The following is a 23,485-nucleotide window of genomic DNA, read 5'->3' as shown; positions in this document are numbered from 1 at the left end:
CAGCCCCGTCCTAGATGGAGAGCCCATGTCGCAAATTCCAGAACCCGATCTCGAATACATGCAAAAAGTCCTGCTGGAAATGCTCGCCATTCCCAGCCCCACCGGTTTCACCGACACCATCGTGCGCTATGTCGCCGAGCGCCTAACGGAAATCGGCATCCCCTTCGAAATGACCCGGCGCGGCACCATTCGTGGCACCCTGAAGGGCCGTCGTGACAGCCCGGACCGCGCCGTCTCCGTGCATCTGGACACCATTGGTGCCATGGTGCGTGAGATCAAGGACAACGGTCGCCTGTGCCTGACCGCTGTGGGCTGCTGGTCCAGCCGCTTCGCCGAGGGTAGCCGGGTCAGCGTGTTCAGCGACCACGGTGTTTACCGCGGCAGCGTTCTGCCGCTGTTGGCCTCTGGGCACGCCTTCAATACCGAAGTGGACCAGATGCCGATTTCCTGGGATCACGTCGAATTGCGCCTCGATGCCCTGGTCGCCAGCCGCGCCGACTGCGAAAGCCTGGGCGTGTCGGTGGGCGATTTCGTAGCCTTCGACCCGCTGCCCGAGTTCACCGAAAGCGGCCATATCAGCGCCCGCCACCTGGACGACAAGGCCGGTGTCGCCGCCCTGCTCGCGGCACTGAAGGCGGTGGTGGAAAGCGGCCAGGAGCCGCCTATCGACTGCCATCCACTGTTCACCATCACCGAAGAAGTCGGCTCCGGTGCGGCGGCTGCGCTGCCCTGGGACGTCAGTGAGTTCGTGGGCATCGACATCGCCCCGGTCGCCGCCGGCCAGCGCTCCACCGAGCACACCGTCAGCGTGGCCATGCACGACTCCGGCGGCCCCTACGACTATCACCTGTCCCGCCAACTACTGCGCCTGGCCAGCGAAAACGAAATCCCGGTGCGCCGCGACCTGTTCCGCTACTACCACAGCGACGCACAATCAGCCGTCACTGCCGGCCATGACATCCGCACCGCGCTGATCGCCTTCGGCTGCGATGCTACCCATGGTTATGAACGCACACACATCGACAGCCTCGCTGCCCTCTCCCGCCTGCTCGGCGCCTACCTGCTCAGCCCACCGGTATTCGCCAGCGATGCGCAACCGGAAAACGGCTCGCTGGAGCGCTTCAGCCATCAGCTGGAACATGACGCGCAGATGGAGCCGGAGACGCGGGTGCCGACGGTTGATAGTTTGGTGGGGAATCGGGAGAAGGAAAGTTAAAGCTCTGCAGCGCCATCAGCCGATAACGGCGATAAGTTGCGTTTCCCGGCCTGGGCCAAGCACGGCGGTACCCAGGCCTCCTCACCTCGTAACATGCAGCTCCAGCGATGGTGGCTCATCCACCTCTACTGGAAGCCCGTTACCGACACTTTGTGATTGTCACCCGCTCTATCTGGCGCCTCAGCGGTTGCCACCTTCCATCCTGCAAGCTAAAGTGCCGCTGTCACGGTTGGTACCGTGGCCGGGTGTAGCAACCTGAGAAACCAAGACGCGGTGCGTCGTAATTGCCTAGCCGGTGCCCGTTACCGTGCTACCGCATTTCTATGGCGGGCCGTACGGGGCAGGCTTCGGCCTGGCCGGTTCCCTTGGTTTCCGGTTTGCTACCCCCGTGCGGTCCGTCACCATTCCCGCGTAGCAACGGCGGTGACGGCTCCTTAACCAAACCAAGGAGCATAAGGAAAATGCGCTATCCAGCTTTTATGCAAGGGCACCTCCTTGCCCAACCAGCACCTGTCGAAACCTCCATGAAGGAGGTGTGCCATGGCTAATCCGCAAGGTCGCGTCCTGCCATTTCCAAGGCGCCCAAGCCCAATCCCCGCCGCCGACTACCAAGCCCAAAACGCTCAAGGCGATGCCGAATTGCGTGCCGCCCTACTGCGAGAGCTACTGGAAGATCTCACCAGCCATGCAGAGCACAGCACCGACCGGCTGCGAATACGTTTGGCAACACTGGCCGCCAATGACCTGCTGGACGAATTGGTAGTGCTGTACCGCAGGGCACTGTCCCAGCTTCAGGGAAGAAGCAGCCATGAATAAGGGAATCATCGCCACCACGCTGCCCAGCTACCAGGGCCACCCCGGGTTGACTATCGCCTGGGCGCAGGATTGCCGCCCCGCCTTCAACCAGGGCGTTCAAGCGGTCCAGGCCTGGCTGACCGGCAACCGCAGAAACTGGTTATGGGCCGCCCTGATTTTCGAACGGGAAGAGATACCTGCGGAGATACAACGCCGTGCCTTTGAAGTGGGGTTTCTGAGCCGCTTACATCAAGGCGTAAGCCTTTCGGACAAGACGTAGAGCCTTGGGCGATACCCACCTAGCCGTGGGTATCGCTACTCACTGACCAAGCCTTGATTGATTACTCCATTGGCTTGTTAGCAGCACGGCGCTGGTGCATCCAGTCGACGATTTCACCCTCTGGGGTATAACCGCACACCGTGGCACGCAGCAGCTGACGGACCCGATCATAGTCATCCTGCTCCACAGCTCCAAGCAGATCGGCCATGGTCCCTTTGAAAGTCTCCCACGGCAGATGCTCCTCATTGGCACGCATGATCATCGGATGCTCGGTCGGACTCACGTTGTCGCCAATCAGCAACTCCTCATAAAGCTTCTCACCCGGACGCAGCCCCGTGTACTCAATGGAGATATCACCGCTGGGGTTGCTGTCGGTGCAGACACTGAGGCCGGTCAGGTGGATCATCTTCTCGGCCAGCTCGGCGATCTTCACCGGCTTCCCCATGTCCAGCACGAACACATCGCCGCCCTGCCCCATGGAACCGGCCTGAATCACCAATTGGGCCGCTTCGGGAATGGTCATGAAATAACGCGTGATATTGGGATGGGTAACCGTAACCGGGCCGCCTTTGCGAATCTGCTCGTAGAACCGCGGGATCACCGACCCCGAAGAACCGAGCACATTGCCAAAACGCACCATGGTGAAACGGGTCTTGTTGACCTGATGCACACCTTCCTTGTCGCCAAACAGCACGGGGGCGCTTTCGCGGCTTAACGCCTGCAACACCATTTCAGCCAGGCGCTTGGTACTGCCCATTACGTTGGTGGGCCGCACGGCCTTGTCGGTGGAAATCAATACGAAATGCTCGACACCAGCCTTCAATGCGGCTTGGGCCGTATGCAGCGAACCCAGCACATTATTCAGTACGCCTTCGGCGATATTGTGCTCGACCATGGGCACATGTTTATAAGCGGCAGCGTGGTAAACGGTATTCACATCCCAAGCACGCAACAGTTCGACCTGGCGCTGTTGGTTACGTACCGAGCCTAGGATCGGCACCAGACGCACTGCCAGCGACTCACGACGGATCCGCTGCTCCAGCTCGCCATGAATGGCGTAGAGATTGAATTCGCTATGCTCGAACAACAGCAGCGTTTTAGGGCCGGATCCAAGTATCTGCCTGCACAACTCGGAGCCGATCGAGCCACCAGCTCCGGTTACCATCACCACTTGGCCACGAATGCACCGCTCGAACAACTCGCGTTGCGGAGGTACGGCATCGCGCCCGAGCAAGTCGGCAATATCGACTTCCTGCACATCTTCGACCTTCACCCGGCCGCTGGCCAGATCCATGAAGCCGGGAACCGAGCGTACGTGCAGCGGGTATTTTTCGAGCAATTGCAATATGGAACGACGGCGCGTGCGGGATACCGATGGCAGTGCGAGCAATATTTCGACGGCTCCCGTTTCATCGATCATCTGCTGGATGTGCTTGGGTGAATAAACGCGCAGGCCGGCGATGATTCGATTGGAAATATTCGAATCGTCATCGATGAACGCGACAGGCCTCATCGAGCGGCCCATTCGCAGGGATGCAGCCAATTGGTTGCCAGCTGAACCAGCGCCATAGATGGCCACTGCGGGGGCACCCGCATCGCGGCTACTGAACTTGAAGGGCTGGTCGGCTGCAAACCAATGACCCATGAAGAACTGGCGCATGGCCAAGCGCAGCCCGCCGATCAGCATAATGCTCAACCACCAATAGTTGAACACCATGGAACGGGGAATCACCGCCCGCGCATCCTGATGCCAATAGATCGCCAATGCCAGAATCAGTGCCGAGAGAGAGACCGCCTTGGTGATGGCGATCAGTGCCTCGGTACCGAAATAACGCATCACGGCGCGGTACATGCCAAAGCGTATGAACAGGGGGATGGAAATCAGTGGCGCCAGCGCGAAGAGCCACAGGTGGCCGTCAAGCGGGTAGATTTCGTTGAAATCCCCCAGGCGAACGACAAAGGCCAGCCACAATGCAGCCCATACCAACATCACGTCGATGGCAACCTGGATCAGCCGTTTTTGGCGACGGCGCAGCCGTACCAAACGCGTACGCAGCAGCTCAGCGAACCTCAACAAAACAACACCTCATATCCCTGGAGCGCGCTTTTGCCAGGGTAAAGCTGGCAGCGCAAGTAGTTCCAAAACGTCCTGAATGTTCAGATAGAACGCGCTATTCAATCCTGTAAAACCGTCCCAGGCGCGTGCAGCGCGCCGTCCTCGACGACAACATGATAACCAGCGCAGCAGCCGGCCTGTAGCCAGGCCCTGGCACCTACCTTAACTCCTCCCGCCAACTGTACGCCAACGCCCAGGTGGGCGAAGTCACCCAGCACCGCGTCATGATCAACGGTTGCGTTGGCGTTCACGATAGCACCCTGCCCGAGCACCGCACCCACCCCGACCATCGCCATGGCCATTACCGCGACACCGCGGCCCACCTCGGCATCGTCACTGACGAAGGCTCGCGGATGAATGACCGTCGCAAGAGGCAGCCCGGCAGCCTCGATCAATTGGCTCCATCGTTCGCGCAACGCATTGTTGCCGACAGCGGCGATCGCTGCACCGCCGGCGCTGGCGTGAGCGGCAAGGTCGTCCGGTTTACCGACCACTGCTATGCCGTAAAGCTCGCTCAAACCCGGCCATCGGTCATCCAGAAAACAGATGGCCTGCCAATGTCCGGAGAGCAAAGCCGCTTCGGCGACGGCCCTACCATGCCCACCAGCGCCCAGTATCAGCAATGTGTTTTTCATTTTAACTCCAATGCCCCAGCCTTGAACCTGGCTGCCAGAGAAACCAGCGGAAGATATGCGATCAACAAACCGATGGCACCGTCCACGCCACCGAAGCCGACCCACAGAGCTATAGGCAGCAGCCATAACAGGTTGATGGCGGTAACCGCCGAGGTGACGGGCAAATGGCGGCCGCAATGACGTGAGGCATACTGATACGCATGGCTTCTATGGGCCTCGTAAACGCGATCGCCGCGCAACAGCCGCCGCAACAGCGTGTAGGTGGCGTCGACGATGAAAACGCCGAGCAATATCAGCCAGGCCCACAACAGCTCAGGCGACGCCGCTGCGGCCTGCAGCGAGAGAATGCCAAGCGTAATGCCCAAGAAACCACTGCCGGCATCGCCCATGAAAATGCGCGCCGGTGGAAAGTTCCAGATCAGAAAGCCAAGCACCGCAGCAGCCAGGGACAACACGGTCAGCAGTGCGCCGTAGGTATCGCCAAGCCAGGCATACAGCAACGCGCCGCCGATACAGACGCAAATAGCCTCCACACTGGCGATACCGTCGATGCCATCCATGAAGTTGTAGAGATTGAGCAACCAGACCAGATAGATCGCTGCCAGCAGGTGGCCAAACCAGCCGAGATCGACCAGGGTGCCGAACAGGCTGATCGCCGGCAGCCCGCCCAGCCAGAACAACGCCCAGCCGGCAGCCGCAAAATGCCCGAGCAAACGCCAGCGGGCGGCGATGTGCCCATGATCGTCAAGAAAGCCGATCACGGCCACCAGCCCACCCGCGCCACACAAGGCGAACGCTACGGTACTCTCTATCTGGCCAAGCATGGCCAGGCCAAGCACTGCGAAAATAAAGCACAGCACGATGGCAACGCCACCACCACGCGGCGTGGGTATCGAGTGAGAGCTACGGGCGTTGGGAATATCCATAAGGCTGCTCGCCAGTGCATAACGCCTCAACAACCAGGTCAGCAAACACGACAGGCTGGCAATGACCAGCAACACGATGATCAACAAGTAACTTCTCCTAACCCCTACCAATCACGGTGGGTATTGCCGGTCAGCCAGCCTCGAAAGCTCGGGCGGTTTTGCGCAATGCATCATCGACGCTAACAGGCGGCGCCCAACCCAATAGCTCACGGGTTTTACCAATATCCACCTGCAGGGAGCCGCAGAGCCGCTGTGCAATGGCGCGTTTACCCAATACTGCCGCGCCGGCTTGCAGCAGGCTGGCAGGAACCGGCAACAACCTGGCTGGCCGGCCCAACGCCTTGCCCATGCGCTGCAACAGTTGCGTCGTGGATAGATCCTCACCATCGCTGACCAGGAATGTCTGGTTGGCCGCCGCGGGGTGATCGATACAGGTGACAATGAGGTCCACCAGGTTATCCACGGCCACCAGGCTACGTTTGTTTCCCGTGGCGCCCAGAGGGAGCGGGATACCCTTGCGCAACCAACTCATCATGCTACGGAAATTGGCTTTCACGCCGGGGCCGTAAACGAGCACCGGCCTGATGATCACCACTTCCATACCGGTCTCGCTTGCCAGCGCCCGCAAGCCCTGTTCGGCCTCCATCTTGGAGATGCCGTAGGGATCCTGAGGGTCGGGCGTGTCATCCGCGCGGTAAGGGTGGCCCAGCTCAGTACCCTCACCATTGACCTTGATCGAACTGATGAAGATGAAACGCTGTACCCCCGCTGCGGCAGCCTGCTTGGCCAGGCTCAGGGTGCCATCGACATTGGCCTTGCGAAACTCCACGAGCGGATCGGCAGCCGTGTCGTTCATCACATGAACGCGAGCCGCACCGTGAACAACCACGTCCACATCCTCGAACGCTCCCGCCCATATTGAAGCATCGCTGAAGTCAGAAGCCAGATGAACAGAACATGCGTTACTGATAACAGGGTCTGCACGACGAAGCACAAGTTTCAAAGCACGGCGCTCATATACGAGCCTCTTCCGGAGTGCTGCCCCAACAAACCCAGCCGCGCCTGTCAACATTATCATTTGAACGGCCTATTTAGGTTTTGCGCACTACCCAATAAAAGAGTGCCGAGGTGTTCATTGATTTTGACTACGTCAAAGTTTTTTTCTGCTAGCTCTCGCGAGGCGCGACCCATGGAAAAAATAGCCTCAGGGTTCTCAACGAAATAGACCATTTTTTCGAACAGTGCCTGGGCAGACCACGGAGCGACCAAGAACCCATTCACGCCATCGACTACAGTGTCCCGGCAACCTGGGACGTCCGTTGTTACCACGGCCCGTCCGGTCGCCAGTGCTTCCTGAGTACTTTTCGGAACGCCCTCACGGTAGGAAGGCAATACGAATACCGAGCTTTTGCTCAACCATGGACGCACATCGTCCACCTCGCCAACATAATTGACGATGCCATCTTTGACCAACTCGCTGAGCTGCTCCGAACTCAAACTACCGGGGTTGGATTTATCTTCGGCGCCAAGCAGATAACATTCAGCTTGGGGAAATCTGGCTTTGAGGAGTCTGGCAGCACCGACGTACTCGAATATCCCCTTTTCAGCCAACAATCGCCCGACAAAAATGAATGTGGGTTGACCAGACGGAGGCATTTGTTCGAACACTGTCAGATCGACGCCTATACCGCCCAATACGCTGACCTGCGGACAACGCAAAAACCTGAAGGCGGAGAGCTCTTTGGCATCATCACGATTGAGGACGATCAATCGCTCAAGCAAAGGAAAGGTAAGGCTATACAGGCACAGTTGAATCAGCTTGACCAGCCGAGCACTGGTAGAAGGCCCATTAGGAGTTTTTGTAAAGGAGTGCCCTAGCCCTTCCAGCATACCCACTCGTCGTCGCACCCCTGCCAGCTTGGCGGCAACCGTGGCAAATATCACCGGCTTGGTGAAATACGAAAATACCAGGTCGAGTTTCAAAGCCCTCAATTGTTTGGCCAATCGTAGCGTGCTGACAATATCAGCAACTGGGGCGATCCCCGTACGATCAAGGTTATAGGAGACAGCGATACCGCCCAGCTCTTCGACTAGTCGTGAGGTCTCGGCGTCATAATCAATGGCAAAAGCGTAAACAACGCACCCCAGATCGGAAAGGTAACGAATCAAATCCCCCCTAAAATTAATGACGCACCCTGCAGTAGTTCCAATCAACGCGACCCGCATATCATTTACCGCCAAAAATTTAACAAATTATCCAGCCTTATAAAGGCTAAGCCACCGTTCGACCACTCGATCCAGGCCGAAACGCTCAACGACATGCTCTCTCGCACTCTCGACCTGCGCCTGCCTATCGCTCTCAGATAGATCAAGGGCTGCTAGGACGGCACGGGCTAAGGCTGTAGGTCGCCCAGGTTCAACCAGGGAACCGAAGCCCCCCATCACCTCGGCTACACCCCCGCAGTCAGTGGCTACAACCGGGGCATAGCAAGCCATTGCTTCGGCCACCACTAAACCGAAACCCTCATAGCGCGATGGCAGCACAAACAGATCCGCGCTGCCCATGAAACGTTCAACATCATGACGGATGCCAAGAAAGGAAACATGGCCCTGCAGACCGAGTTGCTCGACCATCTCTAAAAGTTCGGCTTTAGAAGGGCCATCGCCGATAATCAAGGCGTGAAAATTACGCCCAGAATCCCGGATAATACTCAGTGCCTGGAGCAGATTGGGATAGTCCTTCTCAGGGCAAAGGCGCCCGACTGAAACGAGAGCGTCTTTCCCAGCTAATCCCAACTCGGCCTTGAGCACTAATCTATCGGAGGGAGGCGAGAACCGCTCGACATCGATGGCATTGGGTACACAGATAATGCGCGTTGAAGGCGCCACCCGCATCTCTTTGAATGCTCTTACAGCCGCATCACTTACGTTGGTGAATATGTCACATAAGCGATCAGTAAGCCGGTATGCCATCATTCTAAGGGCACCTCCCTCGTTCACGCTGTGGGCGGTACAAATCAATCGAGGTACTGGCGTAAAGGGTCTGAGCAGTCTCGCGAAGATATTCGCATGGACCATATGGCTGTGTACAACATCAGGTCGGACACGCTTTACCGTCCGCAAATAGTTAAGACAGCCACGCCACAAACTGCCCATCGACTTAGACATTTCCAGATTAATCACATACACATCGGCTGGCACAGATAGCTTGCATTGGCCAACCATGCTGATGATGGTGACGTCGTGTCCAAGCGACGCTAAGTGTCCCGTCAAATCCATGACCTGACGTTCGGCTCCCCCCACGCCCAAACCAGTGATGACAAATAAGATATTCACTAGCTGCGCCTCGATGCGAACACCAGGCACTGGCCGACCCGAATTATGCACTTTAATTTGCGAAGCCAGGTGGGCTCTCGACGAATTTGCGAAACATAGAAAATTAGGAAACCCAGAGGATTCCGCCGCAAGTTGGATTCGAAGCCAGCACTATAACCGCCCTCCAAGTACTCACAACAGTAGATGGCAAGATCACCGTAATAGAACACTCCGCCATCTTCGGCGACCTTGTTCCAAATATATAATTCCGGAACAAAATTTTCGCCAGGAATAATGGGAAACAAGTACTTTTTGATCACCTTTACGCGAAACATATATGCGAGGTCGCCACGAAAAATCTCACCTGCTTTAGCGGGAAGCATTTCCTTTCGTACGCGGCTTAATGCATCGTCACGGCCCACGACTTTTCCGTCGAAAAATGCTTTGCGAAAGCAAAGTCCCGCATAATTGCGGGATGACTGTTCGCAGATTGCTGACCGAATGTTCGCAATGGCGTGGGGAGCCAGCGCGTCATCGCTGTCCACAATCAATACCCAGCCATCGGACAAAGACTCGACGCCTGTGTTAAGTGCAGAGTGCTTACCGCCATTGGCCTTACGAAGATAGACAATATTGATGGCGCTTGAGGCGATAAAGCTCTCGATCAATTGGGCTGTTTCATCACTACTACCATCATCGACGATCAGCCAGATGAAATCCGTATCAGCCTGGGTCGACAAGCTTTCGTAAAGTCTAGTTAGCGTATGCGCGCGATTGTAGGTTGCTGTTAGCACAGTAATCATTCAAGTCAGCCTCCTTGCTAGGATCAAGAAATAGACAGCGAGAAAGAATTCGCAGCTGATCAGTGCCCAGACCATGCCTAGGGCTCCAAAACCGGAAGCTAGTACATAACCTGCCGATGCCACCCAAAGCACAGCGAGGGCCATGGGGTAACCGGCCACCCTGTCTTTGCCACTGGGCATGAAAACTGCCATGACAATCGATTGATTGAACATTCGTAGCGGAATGATGAGTAGCAGGTATTTAGCTAGCACGATGGCATCCGCGAATCCCTCGCCGACGAATAGCACGATGACATAGGGGATCAGAAAGTACAGAGACAGCGCGATAACCAGGCTGGCACCTACAACAGATCCAACCAACAAAAAGGACTCGCGGCGGGAGTCATGAATCACCTTGGAGAGGTAGGGAAAGAACGCCATCAACACCGGCGTCTGCAGCGAGGCGACCGCCCTGACTATCTTATCGGCTGGCGTGTACATACCTACCGCATATGGGCCTGCCGTTGCACCCAGCACCAAGGGCGACAAGGTACCTATCATATCGCCAGAGCTACGGTATAGAAATGCGTGCCAGCCTTCTGCTAGCTTGCCTCTCAGCCCGGCTAGGGTGAAAGTCACAGAGGTGACCTTCACCCACATCATGACCATTGTCACTAGAGTATTGGTCAGACCACAAAGCGCCAGTATATAGAGCGCCAATACGGCGTCTGCTGGCTCAGTCACAATCAAAAAAATCAACAGCAGACTAAGAACCCGCATAAAAAAGTTGATCATCGCCGGCAATATCATTTGCTGAACACCCTGAAAGTACCAGAAAGGGCTGAAGGCGAAAGCAAAAAAGTACAACAAGGCGGGTGCGATCAAGGTCGACTCGAACGCAGAGAACCAGGCCACCGGGGCGACAATGCAAGTGGCCAGCAGGAACAGCACGAACTTCGCTGCCAGCACGTTGCCGATTATCGATCCATGTTCGCTGGGCGACTTGCAGGCCACTGCCCTGGCGGCGCTGATGTTGAAGCCGAACTCGACAAATATGGACATCATCAAGGCCATCGAAATCGCAACCACTACCGAGCCATAGGCCTCTGCGCCCAGAGCGCGAGCCAAAATGGGTACTTCAAGAAGGGGAATGATATAACTCGAGAAATGAACCACACTGAGCCAAAGCGCATTATTGAATACTGTATTTTTTTTGGTGGACATCATCGACGCCTTAAAGTGAGCGCTGCGCGACAGCTTCGAGACCTGGATCTCGCTTGGCTACAGCCCATACCCAGGCCAGCCAATACCAGCCCCACTCCGACATTTCGGTGCTGAAGGGGTGGAGCGAGAACAAAAAGACCACCCCAACCAACACCATGAAAGTTGCCGGGGATCGACTGTCTATCGCTTTGAGCATACCGATAAGCAAGACGCAGACGAACGCAGTTAGCCCTAGTACTCCGATTTCACCAAGCGCCGCGATATAGGCATTGTGAACGACCATCGTACCGGCGCCGGTATGGGCCACCGAAGTGCCGAAGCCGCAACCCAGCGGAAAGCACTCGATAGCATGTTCGATACCGGCGCTCAACATGGCCATCCGGATTGGGTCACCCTCCATCAGGCGTTCGACAACCAGTAGCCCAGCACCCTCCGACTGTATCAAATAAAAGGGAGTCACACAGATGGCGATGGCAAACCCGGCCAGAGCGAACAGCTTCAGCCTCGTCAAACGGCTGCCTTTGAGGTAAATAATTAATACCCATAGGCCAACGGCCAGCACATAGAGCAGCGCCGTCCGGCTGCCATCGACCAACACTAGGAACCCAGCGCAAAGGCAGGCACACACAAACAGGAGGTTACCGATTGCATCCTGTATCCGTGCGGCGATTATTAAAGGCAGAAATAGTGCACCTATTTTCCACATTACGCCAGGGTAGAAAATTTCAGTTCCACTGCGTCCATCGCCAAGCTCGACGTAAAAACGAACCAATAAGAACTTAGATAGAAGAAATAAAGCCACACAGCCAAATAACACCACAATAACGGAGATCACCTGCTGACGGTGACCGCACAATGAACCCAGCAAGCAAAAATTATAGCCCATCCAAAAAATGGCTAATATTTTGATCGCCTGATAAAAGCTGTACATATTCGAAGTTAACAGGCTGACCAGCGCAAATGCCATCATCAGCAAGAGCATCAACATCACCATCAACAATGGTGCATTATACTTCATGTCAGCTGGCATCAAGGCATTGGAACCCCAGTGCCGTAGCGCGACGATAAAAGACAGTCCAGACCACAGCCCCCAAAACAACCAGTATCCTAGAGGAGTGATAACATTGCGCAGGTCGCCCAAAGCAACCAGTGCGATTCCGAAGGTGAAAAGAGTTAAGGGCAAACCACAATCATCCAGTTAGGGTAATGAACACGACTACTCAACTATGTTTTTTGTTCTTGCCAGCTAGGAGCGAGTTCTGCAGCTCAACACATCTTCATCTGCCACGTGGGTATTCCCGCTACCAAGAGCGTATCAGAATGCACTCAACAACTTACAGCAATGCCACTACCACAACCTCTTACCATCTGAGTTGCCTAAAGGAAATCGACTAAGGCATTTTCGAATGCCGTAATGCTGGCGAGCCACTTCCCGCCACATTGTAACTGCCCCTAATTACACCGATACGAGATGCACCAATTCCATCAGCCTAAATCCGCCGCTCGCGATTGGGTCGATCATTACTGGTAAGAACCTGAACCAATGCGATAAAGACGCCCAACATGAGACCTAGGGCAATCCCCAGCACCAGTACCAGGGCGCGCTTCGGCTTGATCGCCGAGCGGGGATAAACGGCTTGACGATCTACACTGACGAGGTCGAGATTGGACAAATTCAGGTTCAGCCCCTTGAGTTCTGCAGCTTCCTGGCTCCACTTGGCATAGTTCTCGATGTATACGTCCTCATCGGCTCGCTGTTTGAGCAGTTCCACTTCGCGATTTCGCTCCAGCCGTTGTAAATCAGCCTGAATCTCGGCAATACGCGGTTCGGTGAACTCATCCGACCGGCGCTTTTGCAGCGCATTGCGTTCTGCCTCGAGCGCCTCAGTGCCCATGAAGTACAAGGGGATCTGCTGATTGTTGACTTCAGTGCGAATGACGTTGCCCGAACCGGATACCGGCGCGCTATCGGCGAGGGTAGACGGCGTGCTTGGTTTTTCGATACCCAGTGACTTGGCAATCACGATGGCTTCGTTCAGCTGAGCGATGCGGTTATCACGGCGTGTACGCAGCTCCTTGCGCAACGAATTCAGCTCGTCCTCGAGCTGGGCTCGTTTTAAGGCGTCAGCTTCGGAAAGAGAGGCAATTTTCGCCTGTTTGTCCGCTTGATACGCGGCCCGCTCGGCAGTCATACGCTGCTCCAGTTTGGCCAGGCGGTTACGGATGATCACCTCTACATCCTCAGCCAGCGCGGCACGCTCCTGCTGAATGACGTATTGGATCAACCCATTGACGATATCCGCGCCTTTCACACCCCACGGATAGGTGTAAGCGAGGCCCACGTAGGAAAATCCTCCATCCGTACGGTTGGCGGCAGGCCGGAGGATTTCGAAATCTTCAATGATCTGGTTCAGTGCCTGCTCAGGCGTCTGCCCATCGCTCATGGCGTCCGGCCCGAACAGTTCCTGGTTGGCATTGAAGTACTCCAGGCGATACTCGTAGGAGCTGATACCTGCACCAACTCGCTGTAACGCTTCTTCGGGCGTCAGTGTATAAAGGCCAGACGCGTTGAGCTCATCCAGCACGTTCATCGCCACAGGCCGCAGGATACTCTGGGTCCGGTAGTACTTGGTTGCCAACAATGCATATGCAACGGCCAACAGCGTGACAACGGCGGCGACGCCGATGATCAGCTTTTTGCGCTCCCACAGTGCGCGCATTAGCTCGCCGAGATCGATTTCGTCGTTCTGCGAACGGGCGGTTGGGACTTGCGACATGGGCTCAGTCATCCTGTTTCAAGACGGGCAAGAGAAATTCGAGGCACGAAAAAACGCGATCGCATTGGCGTGCTGCGCAGATGATAAATTCAGGTCGGTACGTCATGCCGATGGCGAGGATGCCACTGCGGGCGACCGGGGAGACAAAGGTTGAAGCGGCCGGTGGCACAAAGGCCCGGAGCGCGCGAGTGCTGATAGGCACGGCAGCAAAACCCGCCCACTCAAAATGGCGTCGGCAGGTTCACACTCGTTATACGGGCGGCTGGGCGCCGATAGGGCTGGGTTGAACATTCTCATAACCGGATCCGGCAATCGTTGCCTTCACTACACTCCTGTAAAACCTGCAACGCATTGCAAGCTGTGGCATCGCGCCCCGAATGACCGCTGACTCGCATCAATCGGAGTACTTTTCAAAAATCTGGTACTGAATGGATCGGCCTGATGCCAAATCAACAGCATTGACGTGGGCAGGCCGTTGCCCTATCGAGCGCGCATTCTAACCATTCTTTGCCAATCCACTACCATTAATGTGAACAAATCTTCATATTTTCGCGTTGTTTTTCCGCCGCCGCATACGCGGTGGCGTGAAGCACAGAATCAACCCGCGCGCGCAAGCGTCTAGCAAGGTTCGGATCGATGACGCCTTGGCGCCCTCCTCGCCGCGCGCCGAGGCAATCTCCTCCGGTCACTGCTCCATCCCCGTCACGAAATTGACCAGCGCTACGAGATGTCGCCTTACACCCCGTCGTGCAGTGCTCGACTGCTTGCGATGCGATTGCACGGACGCGTCAGGGGTCATCGTTCGCGCAGGTGCTAGGGCCCCTGCCTTGCTCCCAGCTCTATGGGGTGCGGGCGTTAGTGCATGCGTACTATACCCACCAAGATTGCGCCTCCTGATACTCCCGTCGTTAGCAACCTGCCTAACGGAAACGCCTTGGCCTTCTGGGCCGGCAGCCACCCTTGTGGCCTTTATGGAGTATCTGGAGCCGCTATGAACCCCTTATTCAGAATATCCCCTCTTGCTTTTGCGATTACGCTCGCACTGCTTCCAGAGGCTCAGGCAGCGGACTACACGCTCACCGATGCCCAGGAAACCTTCAGCAGTAACCGCGTCATCGATGGTTCGGTCAACGTCCGGTCAACCGACGGCAACACCTCCAGCCTGACTATCAACAATGGCGCAACCTTGACCAGTGAAGGTGGCAGCATTGTTGGTCAACCCACCAGCACGGGGGTCAATCCGGCCCAGGCCAGTGTCGTGGTCGACGGCGCGGGTTCACGCTGGGTGGTGCCCCGCACACCATTCGTGCTGGGTAACACCATCGTTGTCGGTGGCGTCGGTCAAGGCGACCTGACCGTGCGAAACGGCGGCCAGGTATCGGTGCGGGATCTGGATCTGGGCGAAGTCAACGGTTCGCGCTCCAATGCTTTTTCGAACGCGCAGCTGCTGGTGAGCGGCCAAAACTCCCTGGTCGACGCGGTCAACCTCGAGGCTGGTGGGGTATTCGTCTACCGATCGAGTGTAACGGCCAACGATGGCGGCAAGATCAACAGCCAGCAGGTAGACATCGACTCCGTCGTCAAGCTCTCCGATGCGGGAACCCGCTGGGACAACGCGGGGGTTTTCAGGAACAGAAACGATCTGACGCTCGAAAGTGGTGCCGTACTGACGACCAATTCACTCTTGTTGAGCTCGGCCGTCAGCAGCCGCAGCAATCAGGTGACTGTTTCCGGACAAGGCACACGCCTTGCGGCCCAGAGCATGACACTCGGCACCAGCACCACCCGCACGTACCTGACACTATCGGACGGCGCCGAGTTGAGCGCCACCAACGGCATCCTCATCAGCACCATAAACGATATCAATAGTGCGACACGCGGTACGCTGTCGGTGGGTGGCTCGGTGGTGGCCGACCCTACCCGTACCGACATCGATTCCGTCACCGCCGGAGCCGCTCAGGCGGCCGGCCGGCTGGACCCGCAAACCGCCATCCGTTTCGGCACCAGCAACGGGCATCTGGCGTTCAACCACACGGACACCGATCTCCAAGTGGCCAACACCGTGAGCGGAACGGGCCGCGTGTATGCGTTCAACGGCAATACCACTCTGAGCGGCGACCTTACCGGGCTGGCCGGTAGCGTGGTTGTACGCGGCGGACGACTGGTGCTATCGGGTGATGTCGACCAGGTCAATCAGCGCGGCAATACGGCTACCACCCAAAGTCTTTCGCGGTTGAACGTCGGCAACGGCACCCTGGTGGTGAACGGTACCGTGGGGCGCAATCAATTCGGGGTCTATACCAACACGACCCAGGTATTGGACGGAGGCGTTCTGGCCGGCGTCGGTCAAGTGGGCACTACCGAAGTAGCCGCCGGCGGTACGTTATCGCCCGGTGAAAGTGCCATCGGTGCGTTGGCCATACAGGGCGACCTCGACATGGCCGCCGGCTCGCGTTACGCCGCGGATATTGCCGGCAATGGCGGCGCAGATCGGATCAACGTGAGCGGCACGGCTACCCTGCGTGGCACGCAGGTCAACGTGACGGCCCTGGATTCCGCGCAGAGTTACCAGAGTGGCAGAACCTATACCTTGCTCTCAGCTCAAGGCGGGTTGGTTGATGGCGCCGCTGCAGGCACCGCTTATGCCCAGGCGTTTACCAATTCGGCGTTCCTGAACGTCGGGCTGCAGCGTACTGCCAATGATCTGAATCTGACCATCGAGCAAAAGAGTACAGCACCGACACCCACTCCGACGCCAACTCCTGAGCCGACCCCGACGCCGACTCCAGAGCCGACACCGACGCCTACTCCCGAACCGACCCCGACGCCGACTCCAGAGCCGACACCGACGCCTACTCCCGAACCGACACCGACACCGACACCTACTCCCGAACCAACACCAACACCTGAACCTACTCCGACGCCAACGCCAACGCCGACCCCAGAACCCTCTCTGGGTATCTTTCAGACAGTCATGCTGACTGAAAACCAGTTCAATACTGCCGGCGCACTGAGTGTATTGGAGCAAAGCGGCGAATCGCTGCGCCTCTACAACAACCTGCTGATTCTGGATGCCGAAAGTGCGCGTGACGCAGCAGATCAGCTGTCAGGCGACTCTCTCAGCAGCACCTCGACCGCGCTGATTGCCAACAGCCAGATGGTGTCAGGCGTGGTAGGGACTCGCGTGCGTAATCTGCTGGACAGCGGATCTGTGCGCCTGCCAGCCATGGCCCTGAGCTTTATGCCCAGCACGCCACCCAGCGAAAACGGCGCTTGGGTGCAGCCATTCGGCAACTGGACCAAGGTAAGCGGTAACAAAGGCGCCGATGGCCTGCGTCAGAGCACGGGCGGCTTGCTGTTCGGTGCCGACGGTAGCTTTACCCCGGATTGGCGTGGCGGTGTCTATGGTGGTTACAGCCGCTCGAGTTTCGATGCCGACAAGCGTAATGCCGAGGGCCACAGCGACAACTATCACCTGGGCCTGTATACCGGCGGCGAGATCGATGCCCTGCGCCTCAGTGCCGACCTTGGTTACACCTGGCACCGTCTGGAGAGCGAGCGCAATGTTGCGTTTGCCGGATTCAGCGATCGCCTGACCGGCAAACGCGACGCCCAGTCGCTGCAAGCGAACGGTGAGGCAGCCTACCGCTTGCCGGTTGGCAGTGTGGTGCTGGAGCCTTTCGTCGGTCTTTCCTACGTGCGCTACGATGCCGACGACCTGCATGAAAAAGGTGGAGCGGCCGCTCTGGATGTTTCCAGCGACAAACAGAATACCGTCTTCTCGACAGTGGGCCTGCGCGCATCGACCCACACGCGTGTCGCGAACCTCGATACGCAGGTCTACGGCTCACTGGGATGGCGACGTGCCTATGGTGATCTGGATCCGCGAAGCGACCAGTCGTTTGCGGGCGGTCCGAGCTTCGAAGTACAAGGCGTTGCGCAAACTCGCGACATGGCCCTGACCGAAGTTGGCGCGAAGCTTCGCTTGAATCGGCAGACCGACCTTGGCCTGTCCTATCAAGGGCAGTTCGGCTCCGACACTCGCTTCCATTCGGTTAATGCGGGGGTGACTGTCCGCTTCTGACCGTAAATGCAGCATCGGGCTGGGTGATCGCTCTGGGCAGCTTTGCCTCGAGTGGTATTCAGCCCGAACTCATCGAGTAGCTTTTTCAAGGTAAAGCTTTGCCGATGTCTGCGGCGTCCAGGCTATGTGCCTTCTGCATTGAAATGCAGCGATAGTCCTTTTTGGGCGTATCGCGTCAGCAACACTCGTTGCAGTGCGGCTTTTGCCGCCACCTCCCCATGCACCAGCCGAATGTCATTCGGCCACTGCCCCATCCCCGTCACGAACTCGACCAACCCCGCCTGATCGGCATGCGCCGAATACCCGCCGATGCTATGCACAGCGGCGCGGATGTCATAGCGCTGGCCATCGAACTCCACATAGCCATTGCGCGGCCCGAAGCGCTGGATGGCATGGCCGGGCGTTCCCCTGGCCTGGTAGCCAACGAACAGCACGTCGTGCCGTGGGTCGCCGAGCATCGCCTTCAGATAATTGACGATGCGGCCGCTGGAGCACATGCCGTTGCCGGCGATAACGATGGCGGGCCGGGCGCTGCTGGTCAGGGGTGGGTCGAGGATGATGGGCAGGCGGGGTCAGTCGGTTTCTGCAGGGGGCACTTGGTGCGGTTTCAGAATGTTTGCGGGCGTGGCCCGCTCCCACATCCATGTTTGAGGGCCGGACGGCAGCCTGCGCTTGGCTGCCGCCCACTGGCCTGCAAGACCGCGATAGCTCTATAGCTTGAAGGTGCTGACCAGGTTGTTGAACGACACGGCCAGGCGCGACAGCTCCTGGCTGGATGCGCTGGTCTGGTTGGCGCCGGCAGCGGTTTGGGTGGACAGGTCCTGGATATTGATCAGGTTGCGATCGACCTCTCGGGCGACGTTGGCCTGCTCCTCGGAAGCGGTGGCGATCAGCATGTTGCGGTCGTTGATCTCGGCGATGTTCTGGGCGATGCGTTCGAGGGATTCGCCCGTTGCCTTGGCCAGTTCCTGGGTGCTGTTGGCCAGCGTGCGGCTGTTGCCCATGGCCTTGACCGCGTCGTCGGCGCGCGACTGCACGCTGGCGATCATTGCCTCGATTTCCCCTGTGGAGGCTTGGGTGCGCGCCGCCAGGGCCCGCACTTCGTCCGCCACCACGGCGAACCCACGGCCCTGCTCGCCCGCCCGCGCCGCTTCGATGGCCGCGTTGAGCGCCAGCAGGTTGGTCTGCTCGGCGATGCCGCGAATGACGTCGAGCACCTTGGCGATATCCCGCACGCTACCGGCCAGCTCATCGACGATTACGGTCGACTGGCCGATTTCATTATTCACGCTGGTAATGGCCTTGACCGCCTCACGCGCCTGGTCACGGCCGCTGGATGCTTCCTTGCTGGTTTGCCGGGACGCCTCGGAGGTCGAGGTGGCGTTGCGGGCCACTTCGTCGACTGCAGCACTCATTTCGGTAACGGCAGTAGCCGCCAGCTGGATCTCGTCGTTCTGACGAGTCAGCCCACGGCTGCTCTCCTCGGTCACCGCGTTGAGTTCTTCGGCGGCCGAGGCCAGCTGGTCGGCCGCGCTGGCGATCTGTTGAATGGTACCCTTGAGGCCGTTCTGCATCGCACCAAGGGCGGTCAACAGCTGGCCAGCTTCATCTCGATGGCCGCTTTCGATGGTCTTGGTCAGGTCGCCGCCCGCGATTCGCTCGGCGTTGCGAACGGCCGATGCGATAGGTGTACTGATCGCCCGGCTGATGAACATGCCCAGCAGAACGGCGGCGATGAAGGCGACACCGATACCGATGTAAAGGTTGAGCTTGGCCGCCGCCTCGCTTTCGCGCGCAGCCTGGGCGCCCTCGCCGATCTGCCGGTTATTGGACTCGACCATGATGCCTATCTCATCGATGACGGTGCGATAGGCCTGATGCAGCTCACCGGACATCAACTGCTTGGCGCCTGCCAGGTCGCCACGTTCGATGGCCGCCACTGCACGGTCGATGATCGCCTGATAGGCCGGCCAGTCTTTGTCCATGCGGTCGCCAGCGGCGCGTTCGTCGTCTGCCAGGGGCGTGGCACGGTACACGGCGTATGCACGCTCGCTGGTCTGACGATTCTCCTTCATCGAGGCGAGGATGGCGCTTCGCTCGGCGGCGTCGCCGCCAGCCGTGGCAGCGGCCAGCAAACGATACAGGTCGCGGCTTTGCGCAACCGCGTTGGAACGGGCCTCGGCAGTTTTTGCGACGGAAACGAGGTTGTTGGAAAACACCGATTGCAAGCTCGAAGACAACGAGCCGATTCCCTGGCTGCCGAGGATCCCAACGATCAAGGTGATACAGGCGCAGAGCGCGAATGCAAGATACAGCTTGGTTGATATCTTGGCGTCGTAGAACCAGTTCATATGCAGGCCTGCACGAAGGGATGGAGATGAGCTGCATCACCGATAATCGGCGGCATCACCACCTTATCGACAGCCCTGAACCGGCCTGAAGAGGGATGTAAAACTTTATTTCAGAAAAGCGAGGCCTGGTGGTACCGCTATCAGCACGGCGCAATGAATGCGGTCGGCAGTAGGCCAGGGGAAGGAATTGAGATGGTAGAGACGCCTAAGAGGATCACTCGTCCTCTTCGTTCACCCGATCACGCAACTCCTTACCGGGTTTGAAGTGCGGAACGAACTTGCCGTCCAGACGTACCGACTGCCCCGTCTTGGGGTTACGGCCCACGCGCGGGGCGCGGTAGTGGAGGGAGAAACTGCCGAAGCCGCGGATCTCGATGCGATCGCCAGTCGCCAGCGCCTGGGACATCTGTTCCAGCATGGTCTTGATGGCCAGCTCGACATCTTTGTTTGAAAGCTGCCCTTGGTGGGTGACGATTCTTTCGATCAACTCCGACTTGGTCATACTTTTCCCTTCGTTTTCAAGCGGCTATGTCACTCGATGGGAAGGTTGTAGCACGCTGATCAGCTTTTGAACAGCCTAAAAAATCACCAGCTTCGAAAATGTGCCTGGCGTCTTGAATCGATCACCAGCGATTCGGGCTGGTGAAGGTAAGTCGTTGACTGCACTGCATTGTTGGCAAAGCCGGTGATTGGCACTCATGGTCTGCACGCTTGGCGCACGAAAGGTGATCAAATGCTCGCGGGCGCCGTCCAACGAAACCTATACATTCAGAGATCAGAGGCTGCCAGCGCCTCAGGAGAAAATCTTGCTGATCCCCGCCAATCTGCTCGAGGCAGATACCCTTACCCGTCTGATCGAAGATTTCGTCACCCGCGACGGCACTGACAACGGTGACGAAACACCGCTGGATACCCGGGTAACCCGCGTACGTCGCGCGCTGGATAAAGGCGAAGCGGTAATCGTGTTCGACCCGGAGAGCCAGCAGTGCCAGTTGGCGCTCAAGCGGGACGTGCCGAAGGAATGGCTGGAGGAGGATTAAGGCTGGCCGTGGCGCCTGATAAGCGGGAGCCGCGCCCTGCTGCAACTGCTTCGGTCACCGCGTTAGCCGCGCAAGCCCCCTTCCCTTTCCCAGGCGCAGCGCACGCGCAACGCGCCGTCCTGCGGGCTGTGCAGGCCGCTCTCCGAGTCCGACTCCCAGCGAAAGGTATGGGTACCGTTCAGTTCGGTCTCCAGGTGCACTACGGCGCTGGCCCAGTAGAGGCGCTTGAGCAGCGCCTCGAACTCAGCGACCCACAATTTCCATTCGTACTCGATGGTCTGGTAACTGGCGCCGAAATGAATGACCTGGGTCTGGTAAAGACCACTGCCGGGTTGCTGGCAGCATGCAAACATCTCGCGCCCCAGAAATGGCCAGGCATCGCCGGTCGGCAATGCATCGAGCACCTGCCTGTTGAGCAGGCGGCGCAGGCGACTCTCCGAGGGGCTGTCCGACGGCCAGTCACGAATGTTGCCGTAGACGATGGATTCCGATACCACGGGGGCACTCCGCTAAAAACTGGCAGCCTTCTATCACAGCCCGCGATGCAGGGGAATGCCACGGGCAGAACGGCCAGTCAGGACAGTGATGGGGTGATTCAATCGCCTGGGTTCACGGGTTAGCCATGCGCCCGGGTTTCGCTTGGCTCTACCCAGGCTACCGAGTATTCACACCTAAGGGCGGCGCGGGCCCTTACGCATCAGCCATGCCAGCAGCACCATCACCACCGCCATCCCGGTCAGCACCATGAAAGGCACCTGGTAGGTTCCCGACATATCCCGCGCCAAGCCACTAAGCACCGGGCTCAGGCACGCCACGCTGTAGCCCGAGCCGAGCATCATTGCCGTCCAGCGGCTGACCGCTAACGGCGAGCCGGCCTCGTAGATGGGCAAAAGCAGCGACAAGGCAAAGGAGCCGCTCATGCCGAAGCCAAGGGTCAATGCCCAGAATTCCGGGATGAACCTGGGCACCAAGGTGATCATCACCAGGCTGACCAGGGTCAAGCTGCCGCAGGCGACCATCAGCAGGTAACGGTTCATGCGCTGCACCAGCATCGGCAGAACGAAAGAACTCGGCAAGCCCATCAGCATGGCCAGGCTGAACAGCGTATTGCTGTGCATCGCCGACAGCCCGGCCTCCTGGTAGCGCGCCACCGTCCAGGTCGCCACGGCGTAGAACAAGCCAGCCTGCAGGGCAAAATAGGCGCTGATCAACCACGCCCGCCCTTCGCGCCAGGGCAAGCCGGCGGACGCGTCTTCGCGGCTCAGCGGCTCGGCCTGCTGCTTGGGCAGGCAGCACCAGATGACAACCGCCACTATCGCTGGCACCGACCAGATCGCCAGGCCGTAGCTCCAGTCATCGCCGAACAGCTGGGTGACCGGCATGGTCAGCACCACGCCAATCGCGCCACCAATGGCCATGCTCAGCGAGTACCAGGCCAGCACCTGGCCCATGCGGCCCGCAAAATGACGTTTGATGAAGCCCGACAGCAAAGGCCCGGCGATGGCGATGGCGGCGCCAAGCAGTACTGCGCTGCCGACCAAAATCGTGCTGGAGTGGCCAACCACGCGCAGCGCTAGCGCCAGAGCGATCGCCCCCAGGCACAGGTTGATGGTACGTTCGAGACCGAAGCGCACGGCCAGGCGGGGCGCAAGGGGCGCCAGCAGGCCCATGCACAGCACTGGCAGTGCGGTGGTCAGGCTGATAAAGCCGCGGCTCAGGGAAAGCTCCTGAGCGATGCGTTCGATAAGCGGCGCCAGCGAGGTAATGCCGGGTCGCAAGTTCACCGCTGCAGCCACCAGGGCCAGCAGCAGTAAAGCGCGGGAGACGGGTTTCACACGAGTTCCTGATCAGGTGGCCAGGTTCAGCCGAGGCGGCAACCCTACTCGTGCGCTTCGGTTAGGGCAAGCGCGACCGCATGCTGTCCCGTGCAATGGCCCAAGAACC

19 protein-coding genes and 1 pseudogene are annotated in these 23,485 nt (G+C 58.2%); 5 read left to right on the top strand and 15 right to left on the bottom strand.

Annotated features, from left to right (window positions below; all coding sequences use genetic code 11):
- Positions 1–25: 25 nt before the first annotated feature.
- The 3 genes from BVH03_RS02600 to BVH03_RS02590 all read left to right on the top strand — a co-directional run bounded on the left by BVH03_RS02600 (position 26) and on the right by BVH03_RS02590 (position 2,291).
- Positions 26–1,216 (top strand): osmoprotectant NAGGN system M42 family peptidase, encoded by a 1,191-nt coding sequence (locus BVH03_RS02600; RefSeq protein WP_075935000.1) that lies wholly within the window; start codon positions 26–28, stop codon positions 1,214–1,216.
- Positions 1,217–1,756: 540 nt separating this feature from the next.
- Complete coding sequence (locus BVH03_RS02595) at positions 1,757–2,032, top strand: hypothetical protein (protein ID WP_075959750.1); 276 nt, start codon at positions 1,757–1,759, stop codon at positions 2,030–2,032.
- Entirely contained in the window at positions 2,025–2,291 is a 267-nt protein-coding gene (locus tag BVH03_RS02590; RefSeq protein WP_075959749.1) for a LasR-specific antiactivator QslA, read from the top strand. The genes BVH03_RS02595 and BVH03_RS02590 overlap by 8 nt, the downstream gene beginning before the upstream one ends.
- Before the next feature lie 61 nt (positions 2,292–2,352).
- Here BVH03_RS02590 and BVH03_RS02585 read toward each other — a convergent pair whose 3' ends face one another.
- From BVH03_RS02585 to BVH03_RS02540, 10 genes are all read right to left on the bottom strand, one after another.
- Complete coding sequence (locus BVH03_RS02585) at positions 2,353–4,281, bottom strand: nucleoside-diphosphate sugar epimerase/dehydratase (protein WP_083639988.1); 1,929 nt, start codon at positions 4,279–4,281, stop codon at positions 2,353–2,355.
- A 185-nt stretch (positions 4,282–4,466) separates the two neighbouring features.
- Positions 4,467–5,042 carry an acetyltransferase gene (locus tag BVH03_RS02580; protein ID WP_075959747.1) on the bottom strand — a complete coding sequence of 192 codons (576 nt, stop codon included), beginning with the start codon at positions 5,040–5,042 and terminating at the stop codon, positions 4,467–4,469.
- Complete coding sequence (locus tag BVH03_RS02575; RefSeq protein WP_256574603.1) at positions 5,039–6,052, bottom strand: glycosyltransferase family 4 protein; 1,014 nt, start codon at positions 6,050–6,052, stop codon at positions 5,039–5,041. Before BVH03_RS02575 ends, BVH03_RS02580 begins: the two co-directional genes overlap by 4 nt.
- 46 nt (positions 6,053–6,098) lie before the next feature.
- Positions 6,099–7,040: a UDP-glucose 4-epimerase family protein gene (locus tag BVH03_RS02570; RefSeq protein ID WP_371915334.1), complete on the bottom strand. Its 942-nt coding sequence runs from the start codon at positions 7,038–7,040 to the stop codon at positions 6,099–6,101.
- Between the two features lie 2 nt (positions 7,041–7,042).
- Complete coding sequence (locus BVH03_RS02565; RefSeq protein ID WP_075959744.1) at positions 7,043–8,194, bottom strand: glycosyltransferase family 4 protein; 1,152 nt, start codon at positions 8,192–8,194, stop codon at positions 7,043–7,045.
- Between the two features lie 27 nt (positions 8,195–8,221).
- Positions 8,222–9,304, bottom strand: a complete 1,083-nt coding sequence (locus tag BVH03_RS02560) for a glycosyltransferase (RefSeq protein WP_075959743.1) — start codon at positions 9,302–9,304, stop codon at positions 8,222–8,224.
- Entirely contained in the window at positions 9,304–10,086 is a 783-nt protein-coding gene (locus tag BVH03_RS02555; protein ID WP_075959741.1) for a glycosyltransferase family A protein, read from the bottom strand. The genes BVH03_RS02560 and BVH03_RS02555 overlap by 1 nt, the downstream gene beginning before the upstream one ends.
- Entirely contained in the window at positions 10,087–11,289 is a 1,203-nt protein-coding gene (locus tag BVH03_RS02550) for an oligosaccharide flippase family protein (RefSeq protein WP_075959740.1), read from the bottom strand. It abuts the gene before it with no gap.
- Positions 11,290–11,299: 10 nt separating this feature from the next.
- Positions 11,300–12,472 carry an O-antigen ligase family protein gene (locus BVH03_RS02545; protein WP_075959738.1) on the bottom strand — a complete coding sequence of 391 codons (1,173 nt, stop codon included), beginning with the start codon at positions 12,470–12,472 and terminating at the stop codon, positions 11,300–11,302.
- 307 nt (positions 12,473–12,779) lie between these two features.
- Positions 12,780–14,066, bottom strand: a complete 1,287-nt coding sequence (locus BVH03_RS02540) for a Wzz/FepE/Etk N-terminal domain-containing protein (protein WP_075959736.1) — start codon at positions 14,064–14,066, stop codon at positions 12,780–12,782.
- Positions 14,067–15,057: 991 nt separating this feature from the next.
- On the opposite strand from BVH03_RS02540, the gene BVH03_RS02535 reads away from it, so the two are divergent.
- Positions 15,058–18,150, top strand: coding sequence for an autotransporter domain-containing protein (locus tag BVH03_RS02535; RefSeq protein WP_083639982.1), 3,093 nt, complete (start codon positions 15,058–15,060; stop codon positions 18,148–18,150).
- Between the two features lie 122 nt (positions 18,151–18,272).
- On the opposite strand, the pseudogene BVH03_RS02530 reads toward BVH03_RS02535, so the two are convergent.
- The 3 genes and pseudogenes from BVH03_RS02530 to ihfB all read right to left on the bottom strand — a co-directional run.
- Positions 18,273–18,692, bottom strand: a pseudogene (locus BVH03_RS02530) (MBL fold metallo-hydrolase RNA specificity domain-containing protein); the annotation flags it as partial.
- A 168-nt stretch (positions 18,693–18,860) separates the two neighbouring features.
- The gene (locus BVH03_RS02525) at positions 18,861–20,501 is read right to left on the bottom strand and encodes a methyl-accepting chemotaxis protein (RefSeq protein ID WP_075959735.1); all 1,641 of its coding nucleotides are present in this window, start codon (positions 20,499–20,501) and stop codon (positions 18,861–18,863) included.
- A gap of 214 nt (positions 20,502–20,715) precedes the next feature.
- Positions 20,716–21,003, bottom strand: a complete 288-nt coding sequence (ihfB, locus tag BVH03_RS02520; RefSeq protein WP_074884791.1) for an integration host factor subunit beta — start codon at positions 21,001–21,003, stop codon at positions 20,716–20,718.
- A gap of 304 nt (positions 21,004–21,307) precedes the next feature.
- Between ihfB and BVH03_RS02515 the strand changes: the two genes are divergently transcribed.
- Entirely contained in the window at positions 21,308–21,541 is a 234-nt protein-coding gene (locus tag BVH03_RS02515; RefSeq protein ID WP_075959734.1) for a YheU family protein, read from the top strand.
- 62 nt (positions 21,542–21,603) lie between these two features.
- Here BVH03_RS02515 and BVH03_RS02510 read toward each other — a convergent pair whose 3' ends face one another.
- Positions 21,604–22,038, bottom strand: a complete 435-nt coding sequence (locus BVH03_RS02510; protein ID WP_075959733.1) for a hypothetical protein — start codon at positions 22,036–22,038, stop codon at positions 21,604–21,606.
- Between the two features lie 174 nt (positions 22,039–22,212).
- Positions 22,213–23,376, bottom strand: a complete 1,164-nt coding sequence (locus tag BVH03_RS02505; RefSeq protein WP_075959732.1) for a CynX/NimT family MFS transporter — start codon at positions 23,374–23,376, stop codon at positions 22,213–22,215.
- Positions 23,377–23,485 lie beyond the last annotated feature (109 nt).

The sequence above is a fragment of the Pseudomonas sp. PA15(2017) genome, assembly GCF_001945395.1.
Taxonomy (GTDB): Bacteria; Pseudomonadota; Gammaproteobacteria; order Pseudomonadales; family Pseudomonadaceae; genus Aquipseudomonas.
This window is presented reverse-complemented; position numbering and strand designations above follow the sequence as displayed.

Bases quoted from the DNA above. Each gene is read 5' to 3' on its own strand.
- BVH03_RS02600 (WP_075935000.1), top strand. From the start codon at position 26: ATGTCGCAAATTCCAGAACCCGATCTCGAATACATGCAAAAAGTCCTG.
- BVH03_RS02595 (WP_075959750.1), top strand. From the start codon at position 1,757: ATGGCTAATCCGCAAGGTCGCGTCCTGCCATTTCCAAGGCGCCCAAGC.
- BVH03_RS02590 (WP_075959749.1), top strand. From the start codon at position 2,025: ATGAATAAGGGAATCATCGCCACCACGCTGCCCAGCTACCAGGGCCAC.
- BVH03_RS02585 (WP_083639988.1), bottom strand. From the start codon at position 4,281: ATGTTGGTATGGGCTGCATTGTGGCTGGCCTTTGTCGTTCGCCTGGGG.
- BVH03_RS02580 (WP_075959747.1), bottom strand. From the start codon at position 5,042: ATGAAAAACACATTGCTGATACTGGGCGCTGGTGGGCATGGTAGGGCC.
- BVH03_RS02570 (WP_371915334.1), bottom strand. From the start codon at position 7,040: ATGTTGACAGGCGCGGCTGGGTTTGTTGGGGCAGCACTCCGGAAGAGG.
- BVH03_RS02565 (WP_075959744.1), bottom strand. From the start codon at position 8,194: ATGCGGGTCGCGTTGATTGGAACTACTGCAGGGTGCGTCATTAATTTT.
- BVH03_RS02555 (WP_075959741.1), bottom strand. From the start codon at position 10,086: ATGATTACTGTGCTAACAGCAACCTACAATCGCGCGCATACGCTAACT.
- BVH03_RS02550 (WP_075959740.1), bottom strand. From the start codon at position 11,289: ATGTCCACCAAAAAAAATACAGTATTCAATAATGCGCTTTGGCTCAGT.
- BVH03_RS02540 (WP_075959736.1), bottom strand. From the start codon at position 14,066: ATGTCGCAAGTCCCAACCGCCCGTTCGCAGAACGACGAAATCGATCTC.
- BVH03_RS02535 (WP_083639982.1), top strand. From the start codon at position 15,058: ATGAACCCCTTATTCAGAATATCCCCTCTTGCTTTTGCGATTACGCTC.
- BVH03_RS02525 (WP_075959735.1), bottom strand. From the start codon at position 20,501: ATGAACTGGTTCTACGACGCCAAGATATCAACCAAGCTGTATCTTGCA.
- ihfB (WP_074884791.1), bottom strand. From the start codon at position 21,003: ATGACCAAGTCGGAGTTGATCGAAAGAATCGTCACCCACCAAGGGCAG.